Annotated in this window: 19 protein-coding genes; 5 read left to right on the top strand and 14 right to left on the bottom strand. The window is 64.8% G+C overall.

Going from position 1 to position 18,418, the window contains the following annotated elements; translation table 11 throughout:
• Positions 1-220 precede the first annotated feature (220 nt).
• From waaF to alr, 7 genes are all read right to left on the bottom strand, one after another.
• The gene (gene waaF / locus Q0O05_RS02345; protein ID WP_293660302.1) at positions 221-1,240 is read right to left on the bottom strand and encodes a lipopolysaccharide heptosyltransferase II; all 1,020 of its coding nucleotides are present in this window, start codon (positions 1,238-1,240) and stop codon (positions 221-223) included.
• Positions 1,241-1,329: 89 nt separating this feature from the next.
• Positions 1,330-1,536 (bottom strand): zinc-finger domain-containing protein, encoded by a 207-nt coding sequence (locus Q0O05_RS02350; protein ID WP_293660274.1) that lies wholly within the window; start codon positions 1,534-1,536, stop codon positions 1,330-1,332.
• Between the two features lie 2 nt (positions 1,537-1,538).
• Positions 1,539-2,489, bottom strand: coding sequence for a branched-chain amino acid transaminase (locus Q0O05_RS02355; protein WP_293660275.1), 951 nt, complete (start codon positions 2,487-2,489; stop codon positions 1,539-1,541).
• Positions 2,490-2,539: 50 nt separating this feature from the next.
• Positions 2,540-2,965: a glycerate kinase gene (locus Q0O05_RS02360; RefSeq protein ID WP_293660276.1), complete on the bottom strand. Its 426-nt coding sequence runs from the start codon at positions 2,963-2,965 to the stop codon at positions 2,540-2,542.
• Between the two features lie 80 nt (positions 2,966-3,045).
• Entirely contained in the window at positions 3,046-4,413 is a 1,368-nt protein-coding gene (gene radA, locus Q0O05_RS02365; RefSeq protein WP_293660278.1) for a DNA repair protein RadA, read from the bottom strand.
• 53 nt (positions 4,414-4,466) lie between these two features.
• Positions 4,467-5,678 carry a hypothetical protein gene (locus tag Q0O05_RS02370; RefSeq protein WP_293660279.1) on the bottom strand — a complete coding sequence of 404 codons (1,212 nt, stop codon included), beginning with the start codon at positions 5,676-5,678 and terminating at the stop codon, positions 4,467-4,469.
• Between the two features lie 14 nt (positions 5,679-5,692).
• Complete coding sequence (gene alr / locus Q0O05_RS02375; RefSeq protein WP_293660280.1) at positions 5,693-6,787, bottom strand: alanine racemase; 1,095 nt, start codon at positions 6,785-6,787, stop codon at positions 5,693-5,695.
• A gap of 93 nt (positions 6,788-6,880) precedes the next feature.
• On the opposite strand from alr, the gene lplT reads away from it, so the two are divergent.
• Positions 6,881-8,164, top strand: a complete 1,284-nt coding sequence (gene lplT / locus Q0O05_RS02380) for a lysophospholipid transporter LplT (RefSeq protein ID WP_293660282.1) — start codon at positions 6,881-6,883, stop codon at positions 8,162-8,164.
• 72 nt (positions 8,165-8,236) lie between these two features.
• Positions 8,237-8,719, top strand: a complete 483-nt coding sequence (locus tag Q0O05_RS02385; protein ID WP_293660283.1) for a glutathione peroxidase — start codon at positions 8,237-8,239, stop codon at positions 8,717-8,719.
• On the opposite strand, the gene glcF is transcribed toward Q0O05_RS02385, so the two are convergent.
• The 6 genes from glcF to glnK form a co-directional block, all read right to left on the bottom strand.
• Positions 8,716-9,972, bottom strand: a complete 1,257-nt coding sequence (gene glcF / locus Q0O05_RS02390) for a glycolate oxidase subunit GlcF (RefSeq protein ID WP_293660284.1) — start codon at positions 9,970-9,972, stop codon at positions 8,716-8,718. The two genes, Q0O05_RS02385 and glcF, sit on opposite strands and share 4 nt — an antisense overlap.
• A gap of 27 nt (positions 9,973-9,999) precedes the next feature.
• Positions 10,000-11,166 (bottom strand): glycolate oxidase subunit GlcE, encoded by a 1,167-nt coding sequence (gene glcE, locus Q0O05_RS02395; RefSeq protein ID WP_293660285.1) that lies wholly within the window; start codon positions 11,164-11,166, stop codon positions 10,000-10,002.
• A gap of 98 nt (positions 11,167-11,264) precedes the next feature.
• Entirely contained in the window at positions 11,265-12,176 is a 912-nt protein-coding gene (locus tag Q0O05_RS02400) for an SMP-30/gluconolactonase/LRE family protein (protein WP_293660286.1), read from the bottom strand.
• Positions 12,173-13,042, bottom strand: a complete 870-nt coding sequence (locus Q0O05_RS02405) for an aldose 1-epimerase (RefSeq protein WP_293660287.1) — start codon at positions 13,040-13,042, stop codon at positions 12,173-12,175. Before Q0O05_RS02405 ends, Q0O05_RS02400 begins: the two co-directional genes overlap by 4 nt.
• A 160-nt stretch (positions 13,043-13,202) precedes the next feature.
• On the bottom strand, positions 13,203-14,705 hold the full coding sequence (amt, locus tag Q0O05_RS02410; RefSeq protein WP_293660288.1) for an ammonium transporter: 1,503 nt from the start codon (positions 14,703-14,705) through the stop codon (positions 13,203-13,205).
• A gap of 19 nt (positions 14,706-14,724) precedes the next feature.
• Positions 14,725-15,063 (bottom strand): P-II family nitrogen regulator, encoded by a 339-nt coding sequence (gene glnK, locus Q0O05_RS02415; protein ID WP_293660290.1) that lies wholly within the window; start codon positions 15,061-15,063, stop codon positions 14,725-14,727.
• Between the two features lie 248 nt (positions 15,064-15,311).
• On the opposite strand from glnK, the gene Q0O05_RS02420 reads away from it, so the two are divergent.
• The 3 genes from Q0O05_RS02420 to Q0O05_RS02430 all read left to right on the top strand — a co-directional run bounded on the left by Q0O05_RS02420 (position 15,312) and on the right by Q0O05_RS02430 (position 17,542).
• Entirely contained in the window at positions 15,312-16,880 is a 1,569-nt protein-coding gene (locus Q0O05_RS02420) for a YifB family Mg chelatase-like AAA ATPase (RefSeq protein ID WP_293660291.1), read from the top strand.
• A 78-nt stretch (positions 16,881-16,958) separates the two neighbouring features.
• Positions 16,959-17,213 (top strand): type II toxin-antitoxin system HicA family toxin, encoded by a 255-nt coding sequence (locus tag Q0O05_RS02425; RefSeq protein WP_293660292.1) that lies wholly within the window; start codon positions 16,959-16,961, stop codon positions 17,211-17,213.
• On the top strand, positions 17,210-17,542 hold the full coding sequence (locus Q0O05_RS02430; protein WP_293660294.1) for a type II toxin-antitoxin system HicB family antitoxin: 333 nt from the start codon (positions 17,210-17,212) through the stop codon (positions 17,540-17,542). Before Q0O05_RS02425 ends, Q0O05_RS02430 begins: the two co-directional genes overlap by 4 nt.
• Positions 17,543-17,581: 39 nt before the next feature.
• On the opposite strand, the gene Q0O05_RS02435 is transcribed toward Q0O05_RS02430, so the two are convergent.
• Positions 17,582-18,418: vitamin B12 dependent-methionine synthase activation domain-containing protein (locus Q0O05_RS02435; protein WP_293660296.1), on the bottom strand; the 837-nt coding region annotated here is incomplete at its 5' end.

Here is an 18,418-nt window from a genome sequence, read left to right on the forward strand (position 1 = left end):
AAGGAAAGAAAGAGAACAACAAAAGATCAGCAAAAGATCGGCAAAGGTCGACAACTTATGGAGAGCAACGAAGCCAGCGCAATAGGCTTGCCTCCAGAAGTTCCAAGGTTTCGAACCGTTCCAACGACGTCCCCTTCGGGGGACTTTTATAAAGCCACCTCCGGGTGGCTTTTTTTTATGCCGAATCGGCCCTTGGGGTCGGCAGCGTATGCGCCAACAGCTACAAAAGCGATAGCACCTGCCCAGGCGCAATGTCGTGCAGGCAGCGGGTGTGGCCCAGCGGGCAGACCCGCGCAAAGCAGGGCGCGCAGTCCAGCGGAGGCTGGTAGGCCGCATCGTTTTTGAGCCACAGCACCTGCGCCTGTGCATTGAGCGGGGGCGTGTGCAGCGGGCTGGAAGATCCAAAAATCGCAACCTGCGGCAAGCCAAAGGCGGCGGCTACATGCATCAGCCCCGAATCGTTGCTCACCATGGCGCGCGCGCCGGCAATCAGCGCCAATGCCTCATCCAGGCTGGTGCGTCCGGCCAGGTTTACGCAGCGGCCCGCGCCGGATTGGTTCACTTCATCGCCATTCACTTGGGCGGCAATCTCGGCGCACACCGGCTCGTCCTTGGCCGAGCCCAGCAGCAGCACCGGCAAGTCCAGCCGCGCGGCCAATGCAGCAAAGTGCGCGGCCGGCCAACGCTTGGCCGGGCCGTACTCGGCGCCGGGCGCCAGCACATAAAAACCCTGCGACGCCAAGCCCTGCGCGCTCAAAGCGGCTGCCAGCGCGTCAGGCGCCAGATGCAACTGCGGCCGGTCAGCGTCTACCCCGGCCTCGCCACTGAGCGCCGAATAAAACGCCACCATCGGCGGGCGGCTGCCCGAAGGCGGGTTGGGCAGGCGCGCATTGACAAGGCCGATGCGGAATTCGCCGGTGTAGCCCACGCGCGTCGCAATACCGGCCCACCAGGGAATCAGCGCGCTTTTCAGGGAGTTGGGGCCGAGGTAGGCCCGTTCAAAGCGACCGCGCAAGTTGTGTGCATAGGCCCGGCGGGCGCGCCACTGAACGCCGCCGCGGGCAAACGGCAGCAACAGCACCTCGGCCACCTGCGGCATGGCGCGGTACACCGGCGCCACCCAAGGCACCGCCGCCACGGTGATGCGCTCGCCGCGCGCCGCCAGCCGCTTGAGCAGCGGCTCGGTCATGACCGCATCCCCAATCCACTGGGGCGCAATGACCAAGGACTCCCCACCGATGCGGCCTGCGCCCGCGCTTCCCTCAAGGGGGCGCTGCTGGCGGCCCGGCAAAGCCGGATTGACGGCATGCGCTGGGGCCACGGGCACTTTCAGTGGCCCGATGCGAAGTGTTCGCCGTCCTTGAGTTGGTACACGGTGCCGCAGTAGGGGCACTTGGCGTTGCCCGTGCGGCCTACGTCGAGGTACACCTTGGGGTGGGTGTTCCAGGTTTGCATGCCGGCCACGGGGCTGGGGCAGAACACACCGCCCTGGTGGTTCAGGTCTTTGGCCAGGAGTTCGACAACAGCTTGGGACATGATCAGACTTTCGTGAGCCAGTGGGCGTAGTGGGGGTTGCGGCCGTTGACGATGTCAAAGAACGCGGTCTGGATTTTTTCGGTGATGGGGCCGCGGCTGCCCACGTAGTCGCCCCGGCCCATCGCGATGCGGTCGAGCTCGCGGATGGGGGTGACTTCGGCGGCGGTGCCGGTGAAGAAGGCTTCATCGGCGATGTACACCTCGTCGCGGGTGATGCGCTTTTGCACGATCTCGATCCCCAGGTCCTTGGCGATATGGAACACGGTGTTGCGGGTGATGCCGTTCAAGGCGCCGGCCGACAGGTCGGGCGTATAAATCACGCCATTCTTGATGACGAAAATGTTTTCGCCGGCACCTTCGGACACAAAACCGGAGCTGTCGAGCAGCAGGGCTTCGTCGTAACCGTCATCGGTGGCTTCCATGTTGGCCAGAATCGAGTTGGTGTAGTTGCTCACCGCCTTGGCCTGCGTCATGGTGATGTTGACGTGGTGGCGGGTGTAGCTGCTGGTTTTGACGCGGATGCCGCGCTTGAGGCCTTCTTCGCCAAGGTAAGCGCCCCAGGCCCATGCCGCCACCATCAGATGAATGGTGTTGCCCTTGGGCGAGACGCCGAGCTTCTTGTCACCAATCCAGGTGAGCGGCCGCAGGTAGCCGCTCTCGAGCTCGTTTTCGCGGATCACGGCGCACTGCGCGTCGTTGACCTGTTCCTGGGTGAACGGGATATTCATGCGCAAGATCTTGGCGCTGTTGAACAGGCGCTCGGTGTGCTCCTGCAGGCGGAAGATAGCGGGGCCGTTAACGGTGTTGTAGGCCCGCACACCTTCGAACGCGCCGCAGCCGTAGTGCAGCGTGTGGCTCAGGACATGGATCTTGGCGTCGCGCCACTCCACCATCTGGCCATCCATCCAGATTTTTCCGTCGCGATCAGACATGGAGGGGGGTAGTACGCTCATCGGGGTGTCCTTGAAGTAATTCGGTGGCAGGTAATACAGAAACGAGGATTTTACGGGGCGGGCCTTTGCAAATCCCAGCTTTGCAGCTTTCCGCCTGCAAACACGCACAGCACGCTGCTGCCAGAGGTGTCGGTCCAGCGGAAGCGCTCGGGCTGCGTCTCCGGCGGAGATTCGAGCTGCCCCAGCGCGCGGGTCATGGCCACCACATGCAGCAAGGGAGCCCCGGGGCGCAGCCTGGCATGCAGCATGACGGCGCTGTCCACATGGCCGATGGGCCGGTTGGCCGCCCGCTTGAGGACCTGGAGCATCCGGGTGAAATGCAGCAACTGCCACATCACCAGCGCGCCACCCACCAGCGCCAAGCCCGGCCAGCCGTAATGCCAGTAGCCCGCAACCAAGGCGGCCAGAGCGGCCAGCGGAATGAGAACGCGGTGGGCTATGCCCGCAATCCTGCTGCCCGGAGAGATATTCGCCATGCCAAGATTTTGGCAGGCCCGCGAGGCACGGTGGCTCAGCCGCCCCCGCCCCGCCCCCGCATCCTTAACCAGGCCGCGCCTCAGCCCAGGCCGCGCACCACGTTCATCGCCTCGTCCACCCGGTCAACCGCGTGAATGGTCATGCCCTCGATTGGCTTTTTGGGCGCATTCGCCTTGGGCACCACGGCCATGGTGAAGCCCAGCTTGGCGGCTTCTTTCAAGCGCTCCTGCCCGCGGGGTGCGGGCCGTACCTCGCCGGCCAGCCCCACCTCGCCAAAGGCAATAAAGCCTTTGGGCAGCGGCTTGCCTCGCAGGCTCGAGGTGATGGACAGCATGACCGCCAAATCGGCCGCCGGCTCGCCGATGCGTACGCCGCCCACAGCATTGATGAACACATCCTGGTCCATGCAGGCCACGCCCGCGTGGCGGTGCAGCACGGCCAGCAGCATGGCCAGTCGGTCTTTGTCCAGCCCCACACTCAGGCGCCGCGGCGACGGCCCACCCGTGTCTACCAACGCCTGAATTTCGACCAGGAGCGGGCGGGTGCCTTCTAACGTCACCATCACGCAACTGCCGGGCACCGGCTCAGCATGCTGGCTCAGAAAAATGGCGCTGGGGTTGCTCACGCCCTTGAGGCCTTTTTCGGTCATGGCAAACACGCCAATCTCATTCACCGCACCAAAGCGGTTTTTGATGGCGCGCACCAGCCTGAACTGGCTGTGCGTGTCGCCCTCGAAGTACAGCACCGTGTCCACCATGTGCTCCAGCACGCGCGGGCCGGCCAGCGCGCCTTCTTTGGTCACATGCCCGACCAGCACGATGGCGGTGCCGCTGGCCTTGGCCGCGCGGGTCAGGTGCGCCGCGCATTCGCGCACCTGGGCCACCGAGCCCGGCGCGCTGGTGAGCTGCTCGGAATACACCGTCTGGATTGAGTCAATCACCGCCACATCGGGGCGGTTGGCCTCCAGGGTGGCGAGGATTTTTTCGAGCTGAATCTCGGCCAGCACCTTCACCTGCGAATGGTCCAGCCCCAGCCGGCGCGAGCGCAAGGCCACCTGCGCCCCGCTCTCTTCGCCGGTTACGTAAAGTGTGGACTTGCCCGAGCGTTGCAGCGAATCGAGCGCCTGCAACAAAAGCGTGGACTTGCCGATGCCGGGGTCTCCGCCGATCAGCACCACCCCGCCTTCGACCATGCCGCCACCCAGCACCCGGTCCAGCTCTTCGTGGCCGGTGGGCGTGCGCTCCACGTCCTGCGCCTCGATGTCGGACAGCACCGTGACCTCGGCGGTTTTGGCAAGGGACGCAAACCGGTTTTTTGCCGGCGCGTCACCACTGGCAACCGATTCGATCAGCGTGTTCCAGGCGTTGCAGTGCGGGCACTTGCCCAGCCATTTGGGGCTGGTGCCGCCGCATTCATTGCAGGTGTAGATGGTTTTGTCTTTGGCCATGGCGGGAATAATACTGTATATAGATACAGATATGCAGCGCGGCTGCCTCCGCCTCAGACCTTGGGCAAGCGGCTGCGGGCCCGCTGGACCTTGTCAGCGCTGACGGCAATGCGAACGGTTTGAAAGTTCAGCGGGGCGGCCATGGCCCAGTCGGGGTCGTGGGTGTCGCGGCAGGTGTAGTGGAGGATGGGCATGCTGTCTTTGTCCATCACCGGCACCACCCACGGTGCGTTGGCGCGGGTACTGCGCTGGGCCACTACCGCGGTGTCGCCGTTGGTCAGCAGCACAAAGGTCCCCGGCGGGTAGAAGCCGGTCGCGGTGGCCATGGCGGCGCCCACGTTGGAGGCATCGCCCGGAGCCCCGTCCACGCCCTTGACGATGGCCTTGGCCGCGCTGATGGAGGGCAGCGGCGGGCGGGTCTTGCGCGAGGCCATCTTGGCTACAAAGATGTCGGCGGTGAACAAAATACGGCGGGCTAGGGCATTGCGCCCCAGGGCCTGCGGATCGTTGGGATGGTGGTGCCAGCGCACGATATCCAGCGTGTCCTCGTCTTCCAGCCCGAGCCGGTTCAGCGTCTCACAGGCCAGGGCAGGGTGGTCGGCAATCAGGCTGCGCTGCCAGGCGGTGGGCGCGGCGTGGTGGGTGGCCAGGCTGTCCTGGTCGCGCGCCATGGCCATGTTCTGGATGAGCGCAGCATCCAGCAGACTACGGCGTAGGCTCGGGTCCAGGCCCAACTTATCGGCGGTCAGCAGGCTCATGCTGCCGCAGAGCAGCGCATGGGTGGCGCAGTAGCCCAGGCTGTTGTCGCTCAGCATCTGAAACAACCGGAACAGGCCGTCGTCGGTATCTGCGTTGAGCAGCTTTTGCACCGTGCGCGCCACTCCATCGAGGCGAACCAGCGGGTTGATGGCCAACCCGCCCTGGTACAGGATGCCGCGCAGTACGTCCTGCACATCCAGCCAGCCGCCGCTCAGCGCCTGGCTCACCACGTAGTCCATATCACGGATGCGCGCCGGCATGGGAAGGCTGGCCAGGGTTTGCACATCCACCCCCTCGCGCAGCATCTCGTGCACCATGCGTTCATAGGCGCGCTGCCAGGCCATGGCATCGCCCGGCGTGGCGCTGGCGTTAAAGGCGTGCAGCTTATCGCGGTGCTGCCCGGAGACGATCGGCTGGCCTTTTTTCAGCAGCAGCTGGCCGGTGTCACTCCAGATGTCCACCGGCAAGGGCTGCCCCACCTGCAGCATGGAGATAGGAATGGGCACATACCGCACGGCGCTCAGTCTCCCACCGCCACCGGAACCCGCGGTGCCAGCGCACACATCAGCTCGTAGCCCAGCGTGCCGGCGGCGGCGGCCACCTCGTCGATGGGCAGCACAGCGCCGTTGTGCGCGCGGCCCCAGAGCGTGACTTCAGTGCCCAGAGTGGCGTGGGGCACCGGCCCGAGGTCGACGGTGATCATGTCCATGCTCACCCGCCCCACGGTGCGGCAGCGCACGCCGTCCACCAGCACCGGCGTACCGGTGGGGCACACACGCGGATAGCCGTCGGCATAGCCGCAGGCCACCACGCCGATGCGCATGGCGCTTTCGGCCACAAAAGTAGAGCCATATCCGACGCTATCGCCTGCCGATATTGCGCGGGTAGCTATTATTTTGGAAGCAAGCGTCATGCCGGGCAGCAAGTCCCAGTGCCGGCTGTCGTGCGCGGGGTGGTCGGGTGCGCTGCCGTAGGTGGCAATTCCGGCGCGCACCCAGTCCGACACCAGACCCGCGCCGCTGTGGCGCAGGATGGCGGCGCTGTTGCTCAGGCTGCGCTCGCCGGGCAGATCGTCGGTGGCGCCCCGAAAAAGCGCCAGCTGCGCGGCAATGCCCTTGGGGCCATCGGCGTCGCTGAAATGGGTCATCAGCGAGATTTCATCCACCTGCGGCAAGGCGTTGAGCCGCGTCCACGCCGAACGCACCTGCCCGGGCTGAAAGCCCAGCCGGTTCATACCGGAGTTGACCTTGAGGAACACCCGGTGCGGCTCGTTGGTCTTGTGGATAGCCAGCATGTCGATTTGCTCCTCGCAGTGCACCGTGTGCCACAGCCCCAGGCGCGAACATAGCTCGAGGTCACGCTGCTCAAAGGCCCCTTCGAGCAGCAGAATCGGCCCGCGCCAGCCCAGGCCGCGCAGGCGCTGCGCCTCGGACAGGTCCAGCAGCGCAAAACCGTCCGCCCCGCGCAGGCCCTCAAACGCCCGCTCGATACCGTGGCCGTAGGCGTCGGCTTTGACCACCGCCCACAGGCGCGCGTCGGGCGCTGCGCGGCGGCAGACTTCGAGGTTGTGGCGCAACGCCTCGGGGTGAATGGTGGCTTGAATGGGACGGGGCATGGCGGGGATTTTGACATCGCCCCCCGTGCTATAAACAAAATCAACACGGAGACACCCCCCCAACTACCGGCGCTCGCACCCGGACACCGACCCATGAAACGCGGCTTCTACACCATCATGTCAGCGCAGTTCTTCAGCTCGCTGGCCGACAACGCTTTGTTTGTGGGAGCCGTGCAGTTGTTGCGCGGCGCCGGAGCGCCCGAGTGGCAGCAGGCCGCGCTGGTGCCGATGTTTGCCTTGTTTTATGTGGTGCTGGCCCCGTTTGTGGGCGCCTTTGCCGACTCGCTCCCCAAGGGGCGGGTGATGCTTATCAGTAACGGCATCAAGATCATCGGCTGCCTGATGATGCTGTTTGGCACCCACCCGCTGATGGCCTATGCGATTGTGGGTCTGGGGGCGGCGGCGTATTCGCCGGCCAAGTACGGCATCCTCACCGAGCTGCTGCCGGCGTCGCAGCTGGTCAAGGCCAATGGCTGGATTGAGGGGCTGACCATTGCCTCCATCATTTTGGGTGTACTGCTGGGCGGACAGCTGGTGGGGCCGCTGGTGTCCGGGGCGCTGCTCTCGATTGACCTGCCCTTCATTGACACCGGCATCGACTCCGCGCCTGAGGCTGCCATTGCGGCGCTGATCCTGGTGTACCTTGCGGCTGCGTGGTTCAACACCCGTATTCCCCACACCGGTGTGGACATGCAACCCCTGCCCCGCAAGCTGTTAACCCTGCTGCCGGACTTCTGGGGCTGCAATGTACGGCTCTGGAAGGATCGCCTGGGTCAGATTTCGCTGGCCACCACCACCCTGTTCTGGGGCGTGAGCGGCAACTTGCGCTACATCGTGCTGGCCTGGGCTGCGGCGGCTTTGGGCTACAGCGTCACGCAGGCCTCGGCGCTGGTGGGCGTGGTGGCGGTGGGGACGGCAGTGGGGGCGGTGGTGGCCTCGATGCGCATGCGGCTGGACCAGGCCGTGCTGGTCATGCCACTGGGCATTGCCATGGGGGTGCTGGTGATCATGCTGAACTTCATCAGCAATGTCTGGCTGGCGGCGCCCTTTTTGATTTTGTTGGGCGCGCTGGGCGGCTTTCTGGTGGTGCCGATGAACGCGCTGCTGCAGCACCGCGGACACAACCTGATGGGCGCGGGCCGATCTATTGCGGTACAAAACTTCAACGAACAGGCCTGCATCCTTGGGCTGGGTGCGTTTTACAGCCTGTCCACCGGCATGGGCTTGTCGGCCTTCGGCGCCATCAGCGTGTTTGGCGTGGTGGTGGCGGGCTGCATGTGGATGATCAAGCGCTGGCACGACCGCAACTGCCGCGAACATGCGGCCGAGGTGAACCACCTGCTCGATATCGCCCGCAATGACCAGTCGCACGGCTAGGCCTTGGCCCGGCCGGCCGCAGCCGCGCTTGCCGGCTGCTAAGGTGGCACCCCACACAACACGGAGATGCCCATGACCACGGTCTACGATTTTGAAGCGCTCGACATCAGCGGCAGGCCGGTCGCACTGCGCAACTTCAGCGGCAGCCCAATGCTGATTGTGAACACCGCCAGCGCCTGTGGTTTTACGCCGCAGTTTGCCGGGCTGGAGGCTTTGCACCAGCAATACGGCGCCCGCGGCCTGGTGGTGCTGGGCTTTCCGTGCAACCAGTTCGGCGCGCAGGACAAGGGCAGCAACGACGAAATTGCCACCTTCTGCCAGCGCAACTACGGCGTGAGCTTTGCCATGATGTCCAAGATCGAGGTCAACGGCGCCGGCGCCCATCCGCTCTTTCAGTGGCTGTGCAAAGAAGCGCCGGGCCTGTTGGGCACCAACTTCATCAAGTGGAACTTCACCAAGTTTCTGGTGGGCAAAGACGGCACGTCCATCACACGCTACGCGCCCAACGACACCCCGGCCAGCCTCGCGGCCGACATTGAGTCCGCGCTGGCTTAGAGCGCCGCGTCCAGCACTTCCACCCAGTGCTTCACCGGCGTGGCGGTGCCGCTTTGCAGGTGGGTGATGCAGCCGATGTTGGCGCTGATGATGACTTCATTCTCCGCAGCGGCCAGGTTTCCCAGCTTGCGGTCGCGCAGCTGGTAGGAGATGTCGGGGTTGAGCACCGAGTAGGTACCGGCGGAGCCGCAGCACAGGTGTGACTCATTGGCCGCCACCCGCACCGCAAAGCCGAGTGCGGCCATGTGGGTTTCCACTCCGCCCTTGAGCTTTTGGCCGTGCTGCAGGGTGCAGGGCGGGTGAAACACCAGCGCGGGTTGCGCGATGGTTTGTGAGCCGCCTTCTGCGCCATGCCCCCTCCGGCCTGAGAGGCGCGGCTGGAGGGCTGGCACCAGGTCAGGCAGCAGCTCGCTCAGGTCGCGCGTGAGGTCGCTGATGCGCTGCGCCTTCTCGGCATAGGCCGGATCGTCACGCAGGATGTGGCCGTATTCCTTGACGGTAACGCCGCAGCCCGACGCATTCATCACCAGCGCTTCCACGCCCTGCTCCACATACGGCCACCAGGCGTCGATGTTGGCGCGCATGGCGGCCGTGCCTCCGTCCTGGTCATTCAAGTGAAATTTCAGCGCGCCGCAGCAGCCCGCAGCCGGGGCCACCACCGCCTCAATGCCCGCCGCATCCAAAACGCGGACGGTGGCGCTATTGATATTGGGCGACATGGCCGGCTGCACGCAGCCCGCCAGCATCAGCATCTTGCGGGCATGGGTGCGGCGGGGCCAAGCACCGGAATCCTGGGGGGCGGGCACTTTGTTCTTCAGGCTTCGGGGCAGCAACGGGCGCAGCATCTGGCCCAGCTTCATGGCCGGCGCAAAAAGGGGCGAAGGCAGGCCTTCCTTGAGCGCCCAACGCAGGGCCCGCTCGCCAGCGGGGCGGGGCACCTTGGCATCGACCAGTTTGCGGCCGATATCGACCAGATGCCCGTAGTCCACGCCGCTGGGGCAGGTGGTTTCGCAGTTGCGGCAGGTCAGGCAGCGGTCCAGGTGCATCTGGGTGGCTCGGGTGGGTTGCTCGCCTTCGAGCACCTGCTTCATCAGGTAGATGCGTCCGCGCGGGCCGTCTAGCTCGTCGCCGAGCAACTGGTAGGTCGGGCAGGTGGCGGTGCAGAAGCCGCAGTGCACACACTTGCGCAGGATGGCCTCAGCCGCCTGGCCGTCGGCGGTGTTCTGGTATTCGGGGGCGAGGTGGGTTTGCATGCGCACTGGGGCCCGGAGGCCCGGAGGTCAGAAGTCGGGGTAGAGGCGTTGGGGGTTGAAGATGCCGGCTGGGTCAAACGCCGCCTTGAGGCGCCGGTGCATGGCCAGCTCCGTCGCAGAATAGGAGGAAAAACGGCTGCTAGCACCCGCCACATCGGCGCCATCAGCTACAAAAACAGTAGCATTTCCGCTGGCCGCCTGCGCAGCCGCCTGCAGCTGCGGTCCGGCCGAGAGCGGCGCCCACAGCCAGCGCAGGCCGCCGTGCCATTCGACCAACTGCGGCCAAGGCAATTCGAGCACCGGCGCAGTCTGCGCCACCGACAAGCGCCACAGCACCAGCCCGGAGCCGATACCGGCGGTGAAGAAAGGCAGCTTCTGGTCGCGACAGAGGGTCCAGTCGGCAGCGGCCTGCGCGGTATCCATGCGCTCGCCGGGCACTTCGGCCAACATGCGCTGGCATGCCGCCTCTACCGCCGCCTTGGCGCCGCGCAATCGCACAAACAGCAGATCGCGCGCACCCGGGCTGCCCTCACCGTCGCGCACCCAGCAGCTGGCGTTAAGCGGCAGCGGCTGCCCGCCCCAGCGGTGCAGATGCTCCAGCGCCTCGGCCTGCGACAGCGCAAACACCAGCGTGGCCTCGGCGGGCGCTACCGGCAGCACTTTGAGCGACACCTCGGTAATCAGGCCCAGCGTTCCCATGGCACCGGCCATCAGGCGCGAGACGTCGTAGCCGGCCACGTTTTTCATGACCTGGCCGCCGAAGGTGAGCAGCTCGCCGCTGCCGTTCACAAGCTTGAGGCCCAGCACAAAGTCGCGCACATTACCCGCGCTGGCCCGCGCCGGGCCGGCCAGACCGCAGGCCACCATGCCGCCCACGGTGGCGGAGCTGGAACCCGTTGCGGCATCGGCCGACCAGCCGAAGTGCGGCGGCTCAAAAGCAAGGCACTGGCCTTGCGCGGCCAGCAGGGCTTCGATCTCGCGCAGCGGTGTGCCGGCAGCGGCGGTAATTACCAGCTCGCTGGGCGCGTAATCAATCACACCGCTGAGGGTGCGGGTGTCAAGAATCGCGCCGTGGCCTGGCTGGCCATAGAAATTTTTGCTGCCACCGCCACGAATGTGCAGGGGGCTGCGCTGCTCAGCCGCTTCGCGGATCTGGTTCTGGAGGGGCTGTAGGGCGTCTGACAAGAGAGGCATGTAAAGGATGGTAAAGGCGCCACTTGCCGTGGGGCGTGAATTTTTTGAACGCGTAGACGCCGGAAATTTGCGGCGCTCGCGGCCATCGCGGGCGGCGTTCAGTCGACGAAATACTGAACCGGCAAACCAGCCACATCCATGCGCATGAAAAACACCGCGCCCGAAAGCGGAAACTGCGCCAACTCTGCAGCGCTGCGGCCGTGGCGGGCGGTGGTGATGAACAGGGTTTTTAGGTCCTCGCCGCCAAAGCAGGGCATGGTCGGGCATTGGGCGGGCGTCTCCCAGCTGGCTGAGAGCGTGCCGTCGGGGGAGAACTTGCAGATTCGGCGACCCTCAAACATGGCGGCGTAGTAGTTGCCTTCCACATCAACCGCCGCACCGTCGGGCCGGCCGGCATAGTGGGTGTTCTCAAACGTCCAGCCCGCGGGCTTGGGCGCATGTTGGCGCCAGCTGCGGTGCGCACTCAGGGTGTTGGTCTGCAGGTCGTAGTCCCAGGCATGGGTGAGGTGGTCGGGCGTGTCGGACCAGTACAGCGTGCGGTTGTCGGGGCTCCAGGCCAGGCCGTTGGCGGTGAGCGCGTTGCCCGCCTGCTGCTGCACCACCGCGCTGCCGCTGCGGCAGTCAATCGAAAAGAGCGCGGCGGCGCGGGCGGCCTTGGGCTCATCGATGGTGCCTACCCAAAAGCGGCCCAGGGCATCGCATTTGCCGTCGTTGGCGCGGACGGTGGCGGTATCAAAGGGGAGCGTGGCGATGTGCTGCAGCTCGCCGCCCCACACCCGCGCGCGAAACACGCCGTGGCGCAGCGCCAGCACCAAGCCGCCGCCTGCAGCAGGCGCAATGCAGCCGGGCTCGGTGGGCATGTCCCAGCGCTGCACCGTGCCCATGTAAATATTGGCCCGCAGCACCGCCCGGCCCGGAATATCCACCCAATACAGCTGCTGCTCTTGCGGATGCCAGAAGGGCGACTCGCCCAGCGCAAAAACCTGCTCGCTCAGGGCCTGCCAGCTCATGCCCTTGCTCCTTGCACCGCAATGCGCATGCTGCAGCTATAGCTCTCGCCGGGCTGCAGCACCACCACACCGAGGCTCTCGGCACTCACGCCCGTGCTGGCCATCAGAGACAGCGCGTTGTTCACATGACTCACCGGCTCCACCGCAATGTTGTCGCGCTCGGGCGTGGTGAACACCACCAAACGGCTCAAGGCCGAGCTGACGGTGACACGCATCAGGCTGTCTTGCAGGGTGAGCGTGCCCGCCCATCCGTCAAAGCAGTGGTCGACCGTCAGGTCGGCAGCGGGCTGGTTGAGCCCCGCATTCGGCGCGCGATGGGTGGGAAGTTTGTCTGCTGCCATTTCCCACCGGCCGGTGCTGGCGAACTGCACATGTGCATCGGCGCGCTTCACAAAATACGGGTGCCAGCCCAGCCCCACGGGCGCAGCAGCGTGGCTCTGGTTGGTGATGCTCAGGCTCATGTCCAGCGCGCCGTCTTCGAGCTTGAAGGCCTGCGAACAATCGAAGTCAAACGGCCAGGCCGCATCAGCGCGGTGCTCCAGCGACAGCAGCGCGTAGTTTTCGCGGCTCTCAAGAACAGCCCATGGCCGTTCCCATCCGAGCCCGTGGATGGTGTGGGGCTCGGGGTCAAAGTTCTTGACCAAGGGATGGCTGGTGCCCGACCACTGCAGCTGCCCGTAGCCGATGCGGTTCGAAAATGGCACCAGCGGGTAGCTGCCAGACTGCCGCACGCTGGTGAGCTCGAGCGCGGGCGTGGAGCGCAGCACCGGAACATCTCGCAGCCACAACCCCGCCACAGAGCCGCCAAGCTCGGGGCAAATCTCACAGCGCAAGGCGCCGTGGCGCAGGGTCAGGGGGGTGCTCATGGTCGGGTTTCCGCTCGGAGAGGTGAAAAGGAAGGGGATAGAGGGCTGCCTGCATTGTGCACGTGGGGCGCACAAAAAAGCCCGGCCAACCTTGCGGTTGCCGGGCTGCAATTTCTAAAAGAACCTGCTTGGTAACTGCAGCACCCGGCTGCAGAACCTGTTAGCGGTTGTAAGCGGTTTCGCCGTGGCTGGAGATGTCCAGACCTTCGCGCTCTTCTTCTTCCGAGACGCGCAGACCGATCACCAGGTCCACTAACTTGAAGGCGATGTACGCCACCACAGCCGACCAGATCACGGTGATCAGCACGCCTTGCAGTTGGATCCAGACTTGGCCGCTGATGGAGTAGCCGTCAGCCACCTTGTTGGCAACATAGTCGTAGACGCCGGTGCCACCCAAGGAAGGCGCAGCAAATACGCCGGTCAACAGGGCGCCGACGATACCGCCCACTCCGTGCACGCCAAACACATCCACTGAGTCATCTGCACCCAGCAGGCGCTTCAGGCCATTCACACCCCACAGGCAGGCGAAGCCACCCACCAGGCCGATGATGATGGAACCCATGGGGCCCACAAAACCGCATGCGGGGGTAATGGCAACCAGGCCGGCCACCGCGCCGGAGGCAGCGCCGAGCATGGATGCCTTGCCGCGGGACAGGGCTTCACCGGTAATCCAGGCAAGGGTCGCAGCTGCAGTGGCCAGCATGGTGTTCAGGAAGGCCAGGGCAGTCAAGCCGTTGGCTTCCAGGTTGGAGCCGGCGTTAAAGCCGAACCAGCCGAACCACAGCATGGCAGCGCCCACCATGGTCAGGGTCAGGCTGTGAGGGGCCATGGGCTCTTTGCCGTAGCCGATACGCTTGCCCACCATGAAGGCGCCCACCAGGCCGGCAACCGCGGCATTGATGTGCACCACCGTGCCGCCGGCGAAGTCCAGCGCGCCCTTAGCCCACAGGTAGCCGGCAGCAGCAGCCACTTTTTCCAGCGAAGCCGCGTCAGTAATGGCGTCGGGGCCGGCCCAGTACCAGACCATGTGCGCCACCGGCAGGTAGCTGAAGGTGAACCACAGCACACAGAAGGCAAGCACCGCGGCGAACTTGATGCGCTCGGCAAAGGCGCCCACGATCAGCGCGCAGGTGATGGCTGCAAAGGTAGCCTGGAAGGCGACAAATGTGAGCTCAGGAATGACCACGCCCTTGCTGAAGGTAGCGGCCACGGAATCAACCGTGATGCCCTTGAGGAACAGCTTGTCGAAGGATCCGAAAAATGCGCCGTCTCCACCAAAGGCCAGCGTGTAACCGTAAACGGCCCACAGGATGTAGATCAGTGTGGTCACGACAAACACTTGCATCAGCACGGACAGCATGTTCTTGCTGCGCACCAAACCGCCGTAGAACAAGGCCAAGCCGGGCACGGTCATGAACAGCACCAGCGCGGTAGCTATCGTCATAAAGGCGGTGTCGCCTTTGTTGGGGGCAGGGGCAACCGCGGGTGCCGCTTCAGCGGGCGCTGCGGCATCGGCCGCGGCTGCGGGTGCAGTAGAGGCGGGGGCGGCAGCAACTGCGGCAGCGGGTGTGTCAGCCGCGGGGGCTGCAGTTTGGGCTACCGTGAAGGAGCCTGCTGTCAGCAAACCCAGACCCAGGGCCAATGTGGCGAGAAGTTTTTTCATGGTGAGGCTCACTTTCTAGTTACAGCGCTTCGCGTCCGGTCTCGCCGGTACGGATACGCACCACTTGTTCCAGGTCGTACACAAAAATCTTGCCGTCGCCGATCTTGCCGGTGCGGGCTGCGCCCTCGACGGCTTCAATCACGCGCTCGACCAAGGCGTCGTCGATGGCGGCTTCGATCTTGACCTTGGGCAAGAAGTCCACCACGTACTCCGCACCGCGGTACAGCTCCGTGTGGCCTTTCTGGCGGCCGAAGCCCTTGACCTCGGTCACGGTGATGCCTTGCACGCCCATGGCGGACAAGGCTTCTCGCACCTCGTCGAGCTTGAACGGTTTGATGATGGCCGTTACTAGTTTCATGTGTTCACCTCAGCTAAGTAGTTGATTGCAGGGTCCGGGCCTGGTCTTGGCGCTCACCAGGCTGCAGGAGCTACAGGGGTTTAAGCAGAAGTCGTGCCAGCCCGTTTTGCTGGCTGGGCGCACAGAAATTCTTGCCCTCGCGGACGGGCTGGGCTAAGATAACTGTATAAAACAACAGTGCGCACATGCTTGGTGCGGGGCGGTTCCAGGTACCGGCTTGTCGCGCACCTTTTTGGGATGTCCGGAACATGAGCTTGTCTTTGGTGCAAAGCAGGGCCCTTTTGGGTCTGGAGGCGGTGCAAGTCACTGTGGAGGTCCACCTCGCCAACGGCCTGCCCAGCTTCACGCTGGTAGGGCTGGCCGATGTGGAGGTGAAAGAAGCCCGCGAGCGGGTGCGCTGCGCCATCCAAAACAGCGGGCTGGACTTTCCGAACAACAAGCGCATTACCGTGAACCTTGCGCCAGCCGACCTGCCCAAAGACTCCGGCAGGCTCGACCTGCCGATTGCCTTGGGCATTCTGGCGGCCAGCGGCCAGATCGATAGCGCTGCGCTTGCCGGTTTTGAGTTTGCTGGCGAGTTGTCGCTTTCGGGCGAGCTGCGTGCGGTGCGGGGCGCGCTGGCCATGGCGCTGGCTTTGCGCAAAACCAAACCCGGCGCGCCGCAGAGATGCCCCCAACTGGTACTGCCGCCGGGCAATGCCGAAGAGGCTGCGCTGGTTCCCGAATCCCGGGTGGTGCGCGCCCGCCATTTGCTCGATGTGGTGCACCATTTCGCGCCGGGCGGGCAGGCCAAGGATGCCGAAGGCCAGCCGCTGGAACAAGACCCCGAGGGCTGGGTGCGGGTGGAGCCCGCGCCGTTGCAGCCCGCCAGCGCGGGCCCCGACATGGCCGACGTGAAAGGGCAGGCAGCTGCCAAGCGCGCCTTGGAGATTGCGGTAGCCGGCGGCCACAGCCTCTTGCTGGTGGGGCCCCCGGGCTCGGGCAAGTCCATGCTCGCGCAGCGCTTTGCCGGCCTGCTGCCGGACCTCAGCACCGATGAAGCGCTGGAGAGCGCGGCCATCGGCAGCCTGTGCGGGCGTTTTGATGTCCAGCACTGGGGCCAGCGCCCCACCTGCAGCCCGCACCATTCGGCCAGCGCAGTCGCTCTGGTGGGGGGTGGCTCGCCACCCCGGCCGGGCGAGATATCGCTGGCGCACCATGGCGTGCTGTTTTTAGATGAGTTGCCCGAGTTTCCGCGCCCCGCCCTGGAGGCGCTGCGCGAGCCGCTGGAAACCGGCACTATCACCATCGCGCGGGCCGCGCGGCGGGCTGAGTTTCCGGCGCGCTTTCAGCTGGTGGCCGCCATGAACCCCTGCCCGTGCGGCTACTTGGGCTCGGGAAGCCGCAGCTGCCGCTGCACGCCCGACCAGGTGCTGCGCTACCAAGGCAAACTCAGCGGCCCGCTGATGGACCGCATCGACCTGCATGTCGAGGTGCCCGCCCTGCAGGCCAACGAACTTCTGAGCAGCCCGCCCGGCGAAGGCAGCGCCGCCATCCGCGAACGCAGCGGGGAGGCCCGAAACCGCGCGCTGCAGCGTCAAGGCAGCAGCAACCACGCTCTGGCTGGCCAGGCTATTGATCAATTTGTCGCGCTTGATGCAGGCGCCGCCAAGTTTTTGCAAACCGCAGCCGCTCAGCTGGGTTGGTCTGCCCGAAGCACCCACCGCACCCTCAAAATCGCCCGCACCATCGCAGACCTGGCCAAAAGCGAAGCCACCCTGCTCCCTCATGTGGCCGAGGCTATGCAGTACCGCAGGGTGTTGAAGGCGGGGGCGTGATGGAGTCGTTTCCGAAGGTGGGCACGCTGCTATCAATTAGTGCTTGCATTGCTACAAGTGCTGGCTAGAATTGCAGTCATGAATAGCAAGCAGCGTAAGACACTGGAAGCTATCTTTTTGCGGCCAACGCTCTCCACTATCGTGTTCAGCGATATCGAGCGCCTACTGTTGGCCTGTGGCGCGTTGCTTACCGAGCGCGAGGGCTCGCGCATCAAGTTCAGTACCGACACCCAGGAATGGCATGCGCACCGGCCCCATCCCGGTAAAGAAGCAAAGAAGTACCAAGTCGAAGGTGTGCGGGAATTTCTGGAAAGAATTGGAGTACGACCATGAGCAAGATGACCTACAAAGGCTACACGGCGCGCGTCGAGTTTGATGAATCTGATGAGATATTTGTGGGCCGCGTGCTGGGCATCCATGCGATTGTTGGTTTTCACGGGGAAACCGTTGCCGGGCTTCGCAAAGATTTCGAAGCGGCCATCGATTTCTTGATCGAGGACTGCAAGGCGAGGGGTGTGGAACCTGAAAAACCGGCGAGCGGCAAGCTCATGCTCCGGGTCCCCCCTGAAGTTCACAGCGCCGCGCTGATTGCCGCCCAAGCGAGCGGCACCAGCTTGAATCAATGGGCTGTAAAAGTCCTCAACGAAGCAGCCCGCGCCTGAGCTCAGGCTATCGGCTGGAGCTCACGACACGCCCCAGTCTCACAAGTTAGGCGCCAGCAGCCGCGCCAACGATTTGGTGTCCATACGGCGGCGTTGAGCCATGTCGTGCAGCTGGTCTTCGCCGATTTTGCCGACGTTGAAGTAGCTGGCTTCGGGGTGGGCGATGTAGAAGCCGCTAACGCTCGCGGCCGGCGTCATGGCCAGGCTCTCGGTCACCGCCATACCGATTTCCTCGCACTGCATGAGCGCAAACATCGCTTGCTTGGCGCTGTGGTCGGGGCAGGCGGGGTAGCCCGGGGCGGGGCGGATGCCTTGGTACTGCTCGGCAATCAGGGCCTCATGGCTGAGCGCTTCACCGGCGGCGTAGCCCCACAGGTCGGTACGCACCCGGTGGTGCAGACATTCGGCAAAGGCTTCGGCCAGCCGGTCGGCAATTGCTTTGAGCATGATGGCGGAGTAGTCATCGTGTTCGGCCAGAAAGCGCTGCTCCCACTTGTCCACGCCAATTCCGGCGGTCACCGCGAACATGCCGGCGTAATCGGGCTTGACGCCTTTGGGCGCCACAAAATCCGCCAGACAGCGGCTGGGGCGCATGACGCCGTCAATCTCTTGCTTCTCGGTCTGCTGGCGAAGGCCGAACCAGGTCATGGCCACTTCGCTGCGAGACTCATCGGTATACAACTCGATGTCGTCGTCATTCACCGTGTTCGCCGGGTAGAGCGCGACCACCGCATTGGCGGTGAGCCAGCGGCCCTCGATGGCGCGCTTGAGCAGGGCCAGCCCGTCAGCGCGTACCCGCCGGGCCTCGTCCCCCACCACCTCGTCCTGCAATATGGCCGGGTAGGGGCCGGCCAAATCCCAGGTCTGAAAGAAAGG

Origin of the sequence: Rhodoferax sp. OV413, assembly GCF_945881795.1 — a bacterium.
In the GTDB taxonomy this organism is placed as follows: Bacteria; Pseudomonadota; Gammaproteobacteria; order Burkholderiales; family Burkholderiaceae_C; genus Allorhodoferax.